The following is a 12660-nucleotide window of genomic DNA, read 5'->3' on the forward strand; positions in this document are numbered from 1 at the left end:
CGCGGGGCGGGCGGGACGCCGGGGTCCCGAACCGGGGCCCTGCCGCACGCCGTCGGGAGCCGCACCGGCATAGTGGGGGACCGTGCCGCGGCCCCGGGACGGCCTTCCGGCGGCCCGTGGCCTGCAGGGAAAGGCGGCCGGACCGCCGTCCGCCGGAGCCGGCCCCTGTGCGGTCGGTCAGGACAGAAGTGCGGTACAGAAGCGCAGTTCAGCAGTGCGGTACAGAAGTGTTGAGTTACGAAGTCCCAGGGGGATCACCAGATGCGACTCATTCGACCAGGATTCACCGGTCGGCGTGCGGGGAGCGCCCGCCGCACCCGTTCCACCGTGCTCGCCACGGCGGCGGCCGCCGCCGTCCTCGCCCTCACGGCGACGGCCTGCGGGCCGGGCGACGAGGAGGCGGGCACCGAGCCGAGCAGCAGTGCCGCGGGGACGCCGGACGGCAAGATCGCCCTTCCGGATGACCTGAAGGGCCGGCTCAAGGAACACGGGATCGACCTCGGCCAGTGGAAGAACGGCGACTGGAAGAACTGGGACAGGGACAAGTGGCTGCGTGAGGCCAAGGACTACATCAACCCCATCATCGAGGGCCTGTGGGACCCGGACCGCATGCGGGACGCGGACAAGCCTCCCGAGCAGCCGGTCGACAACGACATCTCCGGCGACAAGGGCGTGACCGACCCGACGCCCGTGCCGGTCAGGGCCGTTGGCGTGCAGACGCCCTACCACGACAACGCCGCCGAGTCGGGGAAGCTGTTCTTCGACGGCCCCGAGGGCTCGATGGTCTGCTCGGCGACGGTGGTGAAGGACCCGGCGCACCCCGGCAAGTCCAACATGGTGTGGACCGCGGGCCACTGCGTGCACGCGGGCAAGAAGGGCGGCTGGTACCGCAACATCGCCTTCGTGCCGTCGTACAACAACAGCGGGCTGTCGACCGATGAGCTCCGGAACAACCCGCCGAAGGAGAAGGTCGCCCCGTACGGCGTGTGGTGGGGCTCGTGGGCGCAGACCTCCGAGCAGTGGATCGATCAGGGCGCCTCGGTCGGCGGTCTGGGCGCCCCGTACGACTTCGCCGTGCTGCACGTGACGCCGGAGAAGGGTTCCACGGGCAAGTCCCTGGAGGAGACGGTCGGTTCGGCTCTGCCGGTCGAGTTCAACGCCCCGGCGGTGCCCAAGATCGCCGAGATGACGGCCACCGGCTTCCCGGCCGCCCCGCCGTACGACGGCCAGAAGCTCTTCCAGTGCGACGACAAGCCCGGCCGGCTCTCGCTCACCGAGGACGATCCGACGATGTACCGCATCGGCTGCAGCATGACCGGTGGTTCCTCCGGTGGCGGCTGGGTCGCGGCGGGTCAGGACGGCAAGCCGGCGCTGGTCTCCAACACGTCCATCGGGCCGGTGTCGGCCGGCTGGCTCGCCGGACCCCGCCTCGGCACGGAGGCCAAGGGCGTCTACGAGTCGGTCAGCAAGAAGTACGCGGGACAGTAGGCCGGCATCACCGTCCCGGACATGTGACGGCAGATCAGGGCCCTTCGGTGGAATGCCTTCGCCGAAGGACCCTGATCCACCCGGCGGATCCCGCGGCGCCCGGGTGGCAACGGCCGCCGCCCGGGCCGTCATAGGGTGGTCCCCGCACATCACCGACAGCCGGCCATTCCGGCCACGGCATGACACGCTCATGCCATTCCAAGGTTTCAGGGGGAATCTTTTCCATGCGATCCATACGTCCGCTGCTCACCGCGACCGGCCTCGTCGCCGTCCTCGCGCTGACGGCGACGGCCTGCGGTCCGGACGAGGACCAGGCAGCCGCCCAGCCGGCGGCCACCATGTCCGCAGGCGGCAACGAATCCGGCGGCGGCATACCCGCCGACCTGGCCGACACCCTCAAGAAGCACGGTGTCGACCCGGACCGGTGGAAGAGCGGCGAGTGGAAGAACTGGGACAGGGACAAGTGGCTGCGTGAGGCCAAGGACTTCGTCAACCCGGTCATCGAGGGGCTGTGGAAGCCGGACCGGATGAAGACGGCGAAGGACCCGGCCAAGACCATGTCGGCCGGAGACCTCTCGGGCGCCCAGGGCGTCAGCGACCCGGAGCCGAAGCCGGTCACGGCCGCGCGCGAGAGGACGCCCTACCACGACTACGCCGCCCCGGTCGGCAAGGTGTTCTTCGACTCCCCCGAGGGCTCGATGGTGTGCTCGGGCACCGTGGTCAAGGACCCGAAGAACCCGGGCAGGTCCAACCTGGTCTGGACGGCCGGTCACTGCGTGCACGCCGGCGCGAAGGGCGGCTGGTACCGCAACATCGTCTTCGTGCCCGCCTACAACGACCAGGGCAAGGACGCCGCGTCGCTGAAGAACGCGCAGCCGCAGGAGATCGCCCCGTACGGCGCCTACTGGGCCGACTGGGCCAGCACCTCCGGCGAGTGGCTGACCGGCGGCGGCCCGACCGGCGGCGAGGGCGCCCCGTACGACTACGCGGTCCTGCACGTGAAGCCCGAGCACGGCACCAAGTCCCTCGAGGAGACCGTGGGCAACGCACTGCCGGTGAACTTCTCGGCCCCCGAAGCCGCGCAGATCAACGCGATCGGCGCCTGGGGCTACCCCGCCGCACCCCCGTACGACGGTCTGATCATGCACAAGTGCGTCGACCGCCCCGGCCGGCTCTCCATCAGCCCCGCCACCCCCACGATGTACCGCATCGGCTGCACCATGACCGGCGGCTCGTCAGGGGGCGGATGGTTCAGCGAGGGCAGCGACGGCAAGCCGGCGCTGGTCTCCAACACCTCCATCGGCCCGGTGACGGCCGGCTGGCTGGCCGGACCCCACCTCGGCGAGGGCGCCCAGCAGATCTTCACGATGATGAGTGACAAGTTCGGGTCGGAGTAGCCCCCCCCCCCCGGAAACGGACGGAGGGCCCGCACCCCATGAGCCATGGGGTGCGGGCCCTCCGTCCGAGCCTGCCGCGGTCAGTGCACCGCGGGTACGAACGCGGAGAGGTCCGAAGCGAGCTCCTCGTGCACCCGGGCCTTGAGCAGGGTGCCCTCGGACGTGTGCTCCTCGGAGATCACCTCGCCCTCGGCGTGCACCCGGGAGACGAGTCCGCCCTGGGTGTACGGCACGAGTGCCTCGATCTCGACCGACGGCCTCGGCAGCTCGCGGTCGATGAGCGCGAGCAGCTCGTCGATACCGGCACCGGTCCGGGCCGACACGGCGATCGCGTGCTTCTCGTTGCGCAGCAGCCGCTGGAGGACCAGTGGGTCCGCCGCGTCCGCCTTGTTGATCACCACGATCTCGCGCACGTCCACCGCGCCCACCTCGCGGATCACCTCGCGCACCGCGGCGAGCTGCTCCTCCGGCACCGGGTGCGAGCCGTCCACCACGTGCAGGATGAGATCGGATTCGCCGACCTCCTCCATGGTGGAGCGGAACGCCTCGACCAGGTGGTGCGGCAGGTGCCGTACGAACCCGACGGTGTCGGCGAGGGTGTAGATCCGCCCGCTCGGCGTCTCGGCCCGGCGCACGGTCGGGTCGAGAGTGGCGAACAGGGCGTTCTCCACCAGGACACCCGCACCGGTCAGCCGGTTGAGCAGCGAGGACTTGCCCGCGTTGGTGTAGCCGGCGATGGCGACCGAGGGCACCTTGTTGCGCTTGCGCTCCTGGCGCTTGATCTCGCGGCCGGTCTTCATCTCCGCGATCTCCCGGCGCATCTTCGCCATCTTCTCGCGGATCCGTCGCCGGTCCGTCTCGATCTTGGTCTCACCGGGACCGCGGGTGGCCATACCGCCACCGCCGCTGGAACCGCCGCCGCCCATCTGACGGGACAGCGACTGGCCCCAGCCGCGCAGGCGCGGAAGCATGTACTGCATCTGTGCCAGCGACACCTGCGCCTTGCCCTCGCGGGACTTGGCGTGCTGGGCGAAGATGTCGAGGATCAGAGCGGTCCTGTCGACCACCTTGACCTTGACGACGTCTTCCAGGTGGATCAGCTGGCCGGGGCTGAGCTCACCGTCGCACACGACGGTGTCCGCCCCTGTTTCGAGAACGATGTCACGCAGTTCGAGCGCCTTGCCGGAACCGATGTAGGTGGCCGGGTCCGGCTTGTCGCGACGCTGGAAGACGGCGTCGAGCACCTGGGCTCCGGCCGTCTCGGCGAGTGCCGCGAGCTCGGCGAGCGAGATCTCCGCGTCGTGCACCGTGCCGGAGGTCCAGACACCGACCAGCACGACGCGCTCCAGGCGCAGCTGTCGGTACTCGACCTCGGTGACGTCCTCGAGTTCGGTCGAGAGTCCCGCCACGCGCCGCAGGGCGGCGCGGTCGGAGCGGTCCAGCTGGTCGCCGTCCCGCGCTCCATCGATCTCGTGGCTCCAGGCGACGTCCTCTTCCATCAGGGCGTCGGCCCGAAGGCTTTCGGTGAGGCTCTCGGTGACATTCTCCGTGGCACTCTGCGCGTCCCGCGCGTCCTGGGGAAGGGAAGAAGAGGAGGTCATTGGATCCTTACGTCGATAGGAATGAGCTACATCAGTCACAACGCGTGACCTCCCGGAATGATTCCCCGGGGATTTCTCCCGGGGTCCCTCCGGTCCGGCCGCCGCAGCGACTCGACCGGTTCCCTCCGGCCCGGCCGCCGTGGCGACCCGACTGGATTCCTCCGGTCCCGCCGCCGTGGCGACCCGACTGGATTCCTCCGGTCCGGTGCCGTGGCGACCCGTCGATAGTGGCACGGCGGGCCCCGCCCGTCACGCGGGTTTCCCGCCGCCCACGGGCGCGGTGCTCACCCAGTCCGGGTGGCCCGGCATGGGGGGCGTCTTCTCGCCGTACAGCCATCCGTCGAAGAACGCGGTCAGATCGCGTCCGGCCACCCGGGACGCCAGGGCGGTGAAGTCGGCCGTGGCGGCGTTGGAATCGCGGTGCTTGCGCACCCAGAGCCGTTCCAGCCGGTCGAATGCGCCCTTGCCGATCTCCTGGCGGAGGGCGTACAGGACCAGTGCGCTTCCGTCGTACACCACCGGCCGGAACAGGCTGATCTTCTCGCCCGGCGCGGGTGCGGCGGGGCGGGCCGGGGGGCCGCCGGCGCGACGCCAGCCGTCCGAGCGGGTGTAGGCGTCACGCATCCGGCGCTCCAGCGGCTTGTCGCCGTGCTCCTCGGCGTAGCGCGCCTCGTACCAGCTGGCGTGTCCCTCGTTGAGCCAGAGATCGGACCAGGTCCGCGGGGAGACGCTGTCGCCGAACCACTGGTGGGCCAGCTCATGGACCATGACCGAGTCGACGTACCACTCGGGGAAGCCGTCGGTGAACAGGCGGCGCTCGAAGAGGGAGAGCGTCTGGGTCTCCAGCTCGAACCCGGTCTCCGTGTCGGCGACCAGCACGCCGTAGTTCTCGAAGGGGTAGCGGCCTACCTGCTGTTCCATCCATTCCAGCTGGCCGGGGGTTTTCTTCAGCCAGCGTTCCAGCTTCTCCCGGTCGGCGGCCGGTACGACGTCGCGCACGGGCAGCCGGTGCGGGCCGGTGCGCTCCACGACGGCGGACCGGCCGATGCTGACCTGGGCCAGCTCGGTGGCCATCGGGTGGTCGGTCCGATAGGTCCAGGTGGTGCGGTCGCCGTGCCGGAACCGCCCGGTGCGCCGACCGTTGGCCACCACGGTCAGCTCCTGCGGGGCGGTGACGTGGAAGGTGAAGTACGCCTTGTCCGCGGGGTGGTCGTTGCCGGGGAAGACGCGGTGCCCGGCGTCGGCCTGGTTGGCCATGGCGAGCCCGTCGGCGGTCCGCACCCACCCGCCGCTGTCGCGCTCGCCCGAGGGGTCGCTGGTGTGGCGGACGGTGATGCGCAGGGGGACGCCCGCGGGGAGGCTGCCCATCGGCTCGATGATCAGGTCCTCGTCCTCGGTCTCGAAGTCCGCGCGCAGTCCGTTGACGTGGACGGAGCGGACCGTGCCGTGCGCGAAGTCGAGGTTGATCCGGTCCAGCGGGTCGGTCGTCCGCGCGTCGATCGTGGTGACGGCGTCGAGCGGTTCGCTGTTGCGGCCGCGGTAGGTGAGGCCGATGTCGTAGGCGAGTACGTCGTATCCGGGGTTGCCGAGATGCGGGAAGAGCGGGTCCCCGATGCCGAGCGGCACCGGTGCGGGCAGGGTGGCGGCGACGAGGGTGGCCGATGCGGTGGCCAGCAGGGCGGCCCGCAGACGGCGGGAGAGGAACGGCATGGACTACGGCTACCAGCGCCACCCCCGCCGTACCGGGACGGCGCGCACCGCGCCACCCGAACGAGGACCGCCGCGGCGGAGGCCCGGCGGATCTGATGGGGGCTACCGCCACTCAGGCTGAGACGCGGACGGCCCCGGCGCCCGCCCCCGGCCACCGTGCCGGGCAGGCGTCTCGCGGTCAGATCGCGCCTGCCGGGTGCTGGGCGCGGCTCACGTCGTACACCCCCGGCACGTCGCGCATGGCGCGCATCAGCGCGGGCAGTCCGGCCGCGTCGGGGAGTTGCAGGGTGTACGTGTGGCGTACGCGCTGTTCGCTGGGGGGTTCGACGGTGGCGGAGATGACGGCCGCGTCCGCACCGGCGATCGCCTCGGTGAGGTCGGCGAGGAGCCGGGGCCGGCCGAAGGACTCCGCGACCAGGGTCACCCGGCATTCGGCGGCGTCGCCCCAGCTCACGACGACCGGCACCCGGCCGACGGCCTCCATCCTGGCCACGACCGGGCACTCCAGGCGGTGCACGGTCACGGCGCCGCCGCGCACCGTGAAGCCGGTGACCTCGTCGGGGGGCACGGGGGTGCAGCAGCCCGCGAGACGCACCGTGGTGTCGGGCCGCTCGACCACGGCGCTCACGGTGCGGGGCGCCATGCCGGTCGGACCGGGGCGCGCGGGCCGGGAGGACCGGTCGGGCTGGGGGCCCGGACTGCCGCCTTCGGGCGCGCTGCCCTCGGCGGATTCGGCGGCCCCCGGGTGGGCGTCGAGCCAGCCGGTGATGGCGATGCGGGCGGTGGGCGTCCGCGCGTGGTCGAGCCAGTCGGGCGAGGGCCCGGACGCGGCGTCCTCGGCGAGGAGCGGCTGGACCGTGTCACCGTCGCCGAGCACGGTGCTGAGGGTGGCCAGCCGGCCGTTCACCCGGGCCCCGATACAGCTGTGCGCGGCGTCCCCGTACTGCGCGTAGGCGGCGTCGACGCAGGTGGCGCCCGCGGGCAGGCCGAGCGTTCCGCCGTCGGTGCGGAAGACGGTGATCTCACGGTCCTGGGCGAGGTCGGCGCGCAGGGTGGTCCAGAAGGTGTCGGGGTCGGGGGCGGACTGCTGCCACTGGAGCAGGCGGGAGAGCCAGCCTGGGCGGGTCGGGTCGGCCCGTTCGCCGTCGGTGGATTCGGCGCCCGGCGCGGCGTCGGCCGCGGACTCGGCGCTCGGGGCCGTGCCGTCCGCGGCGTACGGATTGCCCAGCGCGATCACGCCGGCCTCGGCGACCTTGTGCATGCGGTGGGTACGGATGAGGACCTCGGCGACCTCGCCGTCCGGACCCACCACCGCGGTGTGCAGCGACTGGTACAGGTTGAACTTGGGTGAGGCGATGAAGTCCTTGAACTCGGAGATCACCGGCGTGAAGCAGGTGTGGAGCTCCCCCAGGACGGCGTAGCAGTCGGCGTCCTCGGCCACGAGCACGAGCAGGCGCCCGAAGTCGCTGCCGCGCAGTTCGCCGCGTTTCATCCGGACCCGGTGCACGGAGACGAAGTGGCGTGGCCTGAAGGCTACTTCGGCGGTGATGCCCGCCTCCCTCAGCACGGAGGCGACCTTGTCCGCGACGGCGGTGAGAGGCTCCGCCGTAGCGGTCGCGGCCGAGATGAGGGCGCTGGTGTGTGCGTATTCCTCGGGGTGGAGGATGGCGAATACCAGATCCTCCAGCTCGGTCTTGAGCGCCTGCACACCGAGTCGTTCGGCGAGGGGGATCAGGACGTCCTGGGTGACCTTGGCGATGCGGGCCTGCTTCTCGGGACGCATCACGCCGAGCGTGCGCATGTTGTGCAGCCGGTCCGCGAGCTTGATCGACATCACCCGGACGTCGTCGCCGGTGGCGACGAGCATCTTGCGGAAGGTCTCCGGCTCGGCGGCGGCCCCGTAGTCGACCTTCTCCAGCTTGGTCACGCCGTCGACGAGGTAGCAGACCTCCTCGCCGAACTGCTCGCGCACCTGGTCGAGGGTCACCTCGGTGTCCTCGACCGTGTCATGGAGGAGGGACGCGGTCAGCGTGGTGGTCTCGGCGCCGAGCTCGGCGAGGATGAGGGTGACCGCGAGCGGATGCGTGATGTACGGCTCGCCGCTCTTGCGCATCTGTCCGCGGTGCGAGCTCTCCGCGAGGACATAGGCCCGGTGCAGCACGGACAGGTCGGCGTCCGGGTGGTGGGCGCGGTGCGCCTCGGCGACGTGGGCGATGGCGTCCGGCAGCCGGTCCCGGGAGACCGGGCCCAGCAGGGCGACGCGGCCGAGTCTGCGCAGATCGATCCGGGGGCGGCCCCGTCTGCGGACGGGGGCGGCACCTGGATTGGTGGCCTCTGCGCTCATGGGGCACCTCCGGCAACGTCGACCGGCGGTGGGAAGGTGCGGTCGCGCCTCCGGGGCCGGTGCTTGATGCTACCGACCCCACCACGCGGCGGAGCGCCGCTCTCGCCCAGCGTGAAACGGATCACCCATTCGAGCGAAGCCCTACCCCTTGAGCGTTTCCAGCCATACCGGATCGATCATGCCCTCGGCGACGATCACGGCCGGTCCGGTCATCTCGATCTCGCCGTCCGGGTGCTCGGTGATCACCAGGGTGCCGCCGGGCAGATCGACGGTGTACGTGACCGCGGCCCCGGTCTCCGCCGGGTCCGCCGCGTCCCGGCGGGCCGCGGCGACGGCCACCGCGCACGCGCCGGTTCCGCAGGAGCGGGTCTCGCCGGAACCGCGCTCGTGGACCCGCATCGCGACGTGGCGTGGACCGCGGTCCACGACGAACTCGATGTTGACCCCGTCGGGGTAGACGGCGGCGGGCGCGAAGGACGGCTCGGTGAACAGGTTCCCGGCATGCGCCAGGTCGTCGACGAACGCGATCGCGTGCGGATTGCCCATGTTCACGTTGCGGGCGTCCCAGCTGCGGCCGCCGACGGTGACGGTGACCCCGTCGCCGGGGAGCAGGGCGCGGCCCATGGAGACGGTGACGTCGCCGTCCTTGGCCAGGTGCACCTTCTTCACGCCGCCGCGGGTGGCCACCGCGAGGTCGCCCTCCTCGACGGCTCCCACGTGCTGCAGATAGCGGGCGAAGACCCGCACGCCGTTGCCGCACATCTCGGCGACCGAGCCGTCGGCGTTGCGGTAGTCCATGAACCACTCGGTCTCGTCGGCCATGGCCCGCGCCTCGGGGTGGGCGGCGGACCGCACGACGTGGAGCAGACCGTCGCCGCCGATTCCGGCGCGACGGTCGCACAGCCCGGCGACGAGGGACGCCGGCAGGTCCATGGCGTTGTCGGCGTCGGGGACGATCACGAAGTCGTTCTCGGTGCCGTGGCCCTTGAGGAAGGCGATCTGCGAGGTGGTCACAGGACAACTGTACGAGCCCGCACCGACAGCCCGGTGAACCGGCCCGCCGCGGGGCGGATGGCCGCCCGGGCCGGTCAGCCCCGCAGTCGTGCCACGCGCCAGACGGCCAGCGCGACCAGGACGGCGCACACGACGACGTACAGCGCGATCACCCGCCAGTCGGCCCGCTCCCCGGAAGACCGGGACGGCAGACCCGGCCAGGTGTGGCCGACGCGGCGGGCGGCCATCATGCCCCAGCCCGCGGCGCAGCAGCTGATCAGCAGTCCCAGCATGGCGACCACCGGGCCGCCGTCGCCCACCTCGAAGGCGAGGGGGAAGGCGAACATCAGCGATCCCAGCGCGGCGAGCATGACGATCGGCGCGAGCTGCCAGATGCGCATCCGCCGGGCGGGACGCAGCTCCACCTCGACCTCGGGGGCCACGGCGAGCTCATCGGGCCCGTCGGGGCTCAGACGTCCTGCTCCGTGCTGCGCGTCCGGTGCGTCTTGTTCTGTGTCGCGAGGGCCGGCCTCCATCGCCACGCGCCCTCCCAACTCGGACTCCACTGGTCGATCGATGCTCGATGATGGCACGCCGCAGGACGCCGGATTGACGGGCAGGGCTTCCCGATGCCATCACGTGATCAGGCTGTAACCGCTCGTTCGACCAACGCCAGCGCAAGGCCGGGGAGTTCCCCGCGGTGCTCGGCGGCGCCGTTCAGCCACTGGACGCGCGGGTCGCGGCGGAACCAGGAGTCCTGGCGGCGGGCGAAGCGTTTGGTGGCACGCACGGTCTCGGCGCGCGCCTCGTCCTCCGTGCACTCCCCCGCGAGGGCGGTGAGCACCTGCTGATAGCCGAGGGCCCGGGAGGCGGTGCGCCCCTCCCGCAGGCCCCGCGCCTCCAGGGCGCGTACCTCGTCCACGAGCCCGGCCTCCCACATCCGGTCGACGCGCAGGGCGATGCGCTCGTCGAGTTCGGGACGCGCCACGTCGACGCCGATCTGGACGGCGTCGTAGACCGGGTCGTCCCCCGGCAGGTTGGCGGTGAAGGGTTTGCCGGTGATCTCGATGACTTCGAGGGCCCGCACGATGCGGCGGCCGTTGCCCGGGAGGATCGCGCGGGCCGCCTCGGGGTCGGCCGCGCGGAGCCGCTCGTGCAGCGCTCCGGAGCCGTGCTCGGCGAGCTCCGCCTCGAGGGCGGCCCGGACGGCGGGGTCCGTGCCGGGGAACTCGAGAGCGTCGATCGCACCCTTCACGTACAGGCCGGAACCGCCCACCAGCACGGGTGTGCGGCCCTCGGCGAGCAGCCGGTCGATCTCGGCGCGGGCCAGGTGCTGGTACTCCGCGACGCTGGCGGTCTCGGTGACGTCCCAGATGTCCAGCAGATGGTGGGGGACGGAGCCGCGCTCGTCGAGCGTCAGCTTGGCGGTGCCGATGTCCATTCCCCGGTAGAGCTGCATGGAGTCGGCGTTGACCACCTCGCCCCCGAGCTGCTGAGCGAGGAACACCCCCAGGTCGGACTTTCCGGCTGCGGTGGGACCGACGACGGCGATGACCCGCGGAGCGGGAGCTGGACTTCTCACTGCCACAGTCTCGCAAACCTCGGGGCCGTTCCCCGAATGAGCGGGGAATCGGAGAGGAACGGGCTGGGCCGGTCGGTGAGGGTGGCCGCCCCGTCACACTCCGCCGAGTAAAATGATGTCTACATATGGGTGCTTTCTCATGGTTCCACCGTTTGTCCTCGTGCACCGCCGATGCCGCGGACGGGAGTACGGGGCGGCGCGACGGGTAGCGGGACCTGGGAGAACACCCGCACGCAGCCCCCAGCAGAGAAGGTGTCCGATGGGCTTCATGGACAATTTGAAGGCGAAGCTGAGCCCCGCCAAGGACAAGGTGAGCGACCTCGCGCAGCAGCACGGGGACAAGATCGACCAGGGGCTCGACAAGGCCGCGCGGACGGTGGACGCGAAGACCAAGGGCAAGTACAGCGACAAGATCGTGACCGGCACGCAGAAGGCCAAGGAAGCCGTGGACCGGCTGTCCCAGAAGGACAGCGGCCGCACGCCGCCACCTCCGGGCAGCACGCCGCCCCCCGCCTCCTGACACCGGGCCGCGCGCGGGACGGCACGACGCCATGACGGCCGGGGAGCGGCATCACTCCCCGGTCGTGGTGTGTTCCGGCCAGGTCTCCGGCCCGGGTGATGTTCCGGCCGTCCTGTGGTCCGTTCCGCCTGCGAGGGGTGCGGTCAGGCCGTCGTGTCGTCCGTTCCGCCCTCGGCGGGTGCGGTCAGGACCAGGCCGCGACCATGTACCCCACGCCGTACGGCGCGTCGTCGTACAGCAGCCGCCCGTCCAGCCCGGCTCCCTCGGCCGCCCCCGCGAGCACCTGCCAGGGCGCGCGGCCCGCGGCCTTGAGTTCGTACGCCAGCGCCTCGTCCAGCGCGATCAGCGCGGCCGTGTCGGCGGCGCCCAGCGCGCGCGACGCCTCCGCGTCGAACCCGACGGCCCGCTCGTCCAGGTAGCCGGGCGACTTCAGGGTGCGGCAGGCACTGCCGTCGCCCATGACCAGCAGCGCGACCCGGTCCGCGCGAGCGGCCAGCGCGCGCCCCGTCTCCGTACAGCGGCCGGTCTCCAGCGGTTCGCCCACGCCGAGCGCCTCGACCGGGGCACCCGCCCACCCGGTGCCGGCCAGCAGCCATGCGCCGACCGCGAGGGACGGGGGCAGCCGGCGCTCGGCGACGGTCCCCAGGTCCCGGCCCAGCCGGACGTCGAGATCCACGCCGAACTCCTGGAAACCGCCGGTGGCGCCCTCGGGGTGAGTACCGCGCCCCGCGAGGTCCGCCGGGCCGATCACGACCAGCAGATCGGGCCGGGAGGCCGCGAGCACGCCCAGCGCATCGGTGCACGCGGCTCTTGCTCCGTCGAGCTCGGGCGCGGCACCGGCGGCGACGTCGGGGACCAGCAGCGGCGGGCAGGGGCAGACAGCGGCGGCGACAAGCATGAGGGGCAGCGTACTGGTCGGCCGTCTCGCACCCGGCGGACCCCCGCGGGCCACCGCTCCGGCCCACGGAGCAGGGAGCCGGCCCCGCGACGGCCGCCGGACGGGCCGCCGGCCCCGAGGCTGCCGC

Annotated in this window: 10 protein-coding genes; 3 read left to right on the forward strand and 7 right to left on the reverse strand. The window is 71.9% G+C overall.

Going from position 1 to position 12660, the window contains the following annotated elements:
* The first annotated feature begins 261 nt into the window (after positions 1-261).
* Entirely contained in the window at positions 262-1488 is a 1227-nt protein-coding gene (locus E6R60_RS19595; RefSeq protein WP_206309460.1) for a hypothetical protein, read from the forward strand.
* A 224-nt stretch (positions 1489-1712) separates the two neighbouring features.
* Entirely contained in the window at positions 1713-2885 is a 1173-nt protein-coding gene (locus E6R60_RS19600) for a hypothetical protein (protein ID WP_136327882.1), read from the forward strand.
* 80 nt (positions 2886-2965) lie between these two features.
* On the opposite strand, the gene hflX is transcribed toward E6R60_RS19600, so the two are convergent.
* From hflX to miaA, 6 genes are all read right to left on the reverse strand, one after another.
* The gene (gene hflX / locus E6R60_RS19605; RefSeq protein WP_136327883.1) at positions 2966-4486 is read right to left on the reverse strand and encodes a GTPase HflX; all 1521 of its coding nucleotides are present in this window, start codon (positions 4484-4486) and stop codon (positions 2966-2968) included.
* 249 nt (positions 4487-4735) lie between these two features.
* Entirely contained in the window at positions 4736-6196 is a 1461-nt protein-coding gene (locus E6R60_RS19610) for a M1 family metallopeptidase (protein ID WP_136327884.1), read from the reverse strand.
* Between the two features lie 178 nt (positions 6197-6374).
* Positions 6375-8540, reverse strand: coding sequence for an HD domain-containing protein (locus tag E6R60_RS19615; RefSeq protein WP_136327885.1), 2166 nt, complete (start codon positions 8538-8540; stop codon positions 6375-6377).
* Between the two features lie 141 nt (positions 8541-8681).
* On the reverse strand, positions 8682-9554 hold the full coding sequence (gene dapF, locus E6R60_RS19625; RefSeq protein WP_136327886.1) for a diaminopimelate epimerase: 873 nt from the start codon (positions 9552-9554) through the stop codon (positions 8682-8684).
* Between the two features lie 74 nt (positions 9555-9628).
* On the reverse strand, positions 9629-10069 hold the full coding sequence (locus tag E6R60_RS19630; RefSeq protein WP_136327937.1) for a hypothetical protein: 441 nt from the start codon (positions 10067-10069) through the stop codon (positions 9629-9631).
* Between the two features lie 107 nt (positions 10070-10176).
* Positions 10177-11115, reverse strand: coding sequence for a tRNA (adenosine(37)-N6)-dimethylallyltransferase MiaA (miaA, locus tag E6R60_RS19635; protein ID WP_136327887.1), 939 nt, complete (start codon positions 11113-11115; stop codon positions 10177-10179).
* Positions 11116-11374: 259 nt separating this feature from the next.
* Here miaA and E6R60_RS19640 point away from each other — a divergent pair, with 259 nt between their 5' ends.
* Positions 11375-11635: an antitoxin gene (locus E6R60_RS19640; RefSeq protein WP_136327888.1), complete on the forward strand. Its 261-nt coding sequence runs from the start codon at positions 11375-11377 to the stop codon at positions 11633-11635.
* A 184-nt stretch (positions 11636-11819) separates the two neighbouring features.
* Here the strand turns inward: E6R60_RS19640 and E6R60_RS19645 are convergent, their stop codons facing one another.
* Positions 11820-12533, reverse strand: a complete 714-nt coding sequence (locus tag E6R60_RS19645; protein ID WP_136327889.1) for a class III extradiol dioxygenase subunit B-like domain-containing protein — start codon at positions 12531-12533, stop codon at positions 11820-11822.
* Between the last annotated feature and the right edge of the window lie 127 nt (positions 12534-12660).

This window comes from Streptomyces sp. A0642, from assembly GCF_004795105.1.
Classification (GTDB): domain Bacteria; phylum Actinomycetota; class Actinomycetes; order Streptomycetales; family Streptomycetaceae; genus Streptomyces.

What these genes read in the sequence shown, in the direction of transcription:
- E6R60_RS19595 (WP_206309460.1), top strand. Translation starts at nt 262, where the DNA reads ATGCGACTCATTCGACCAGGATTCACCGGTCGGCGTGCGGGGAGCGCC.
- E6R60_RS19600 (WP_136327882.1), top strand. Translation starts at nt 1,713, where the DNA reads ATGCGATCCATACGTCCGCTGCTCACCGCGACCGGCCTCGTCGCCGTC.
- hflX (WP_136327883.1), bottom strand. Translation starts at nt 4,486, where the DNA reads ATGACCTCCTCTTCTTCCCTTCCCCAGGACGCGCGGGACGCGCAGAGT.
- E6R60_RS19610 (WP_136327884.1), bottom strand. Translation starts at nt 6,196, where the DNA reads ATGCCGTTCCTCTCCCGCCGTCTGCGGGCCGCCCTGCTGGCCACCGCA.
- E6R60_RS19615 (WP_136327885.1), bottom strand. Translation starts at nt 8,540, where the DNA reads ATGAGCGCAGAGGCCACCAATCCAGGTGCCGCCCCCGTCCGCAGACGG.
- E6R60_RS19630 (WP_136327937.1), bottom strand. Translation starts at nt 10,069, where the DNA reads ATGGAGGCCGGCCCTCGCGACACAGAACAAGACGCACCGGACGCGCAG.
- E6R60_RS19640 (WP_136327888.1), top strand. Translation starts at nt 11,375, where the DNA reads ATGGGCTTCATGGACAATTTGAAGGCGAAGCTGAGCCCCGCCAAGGAC.
- E6R60_RS19645 (WP_136327889.1), bottom strand. Translation starts at nt 12,533, where the DNA reads ATGCTTGTCGCCGCCGCTGTCTGCCCCTGCCCGCCGCTGCTGGTCCCC.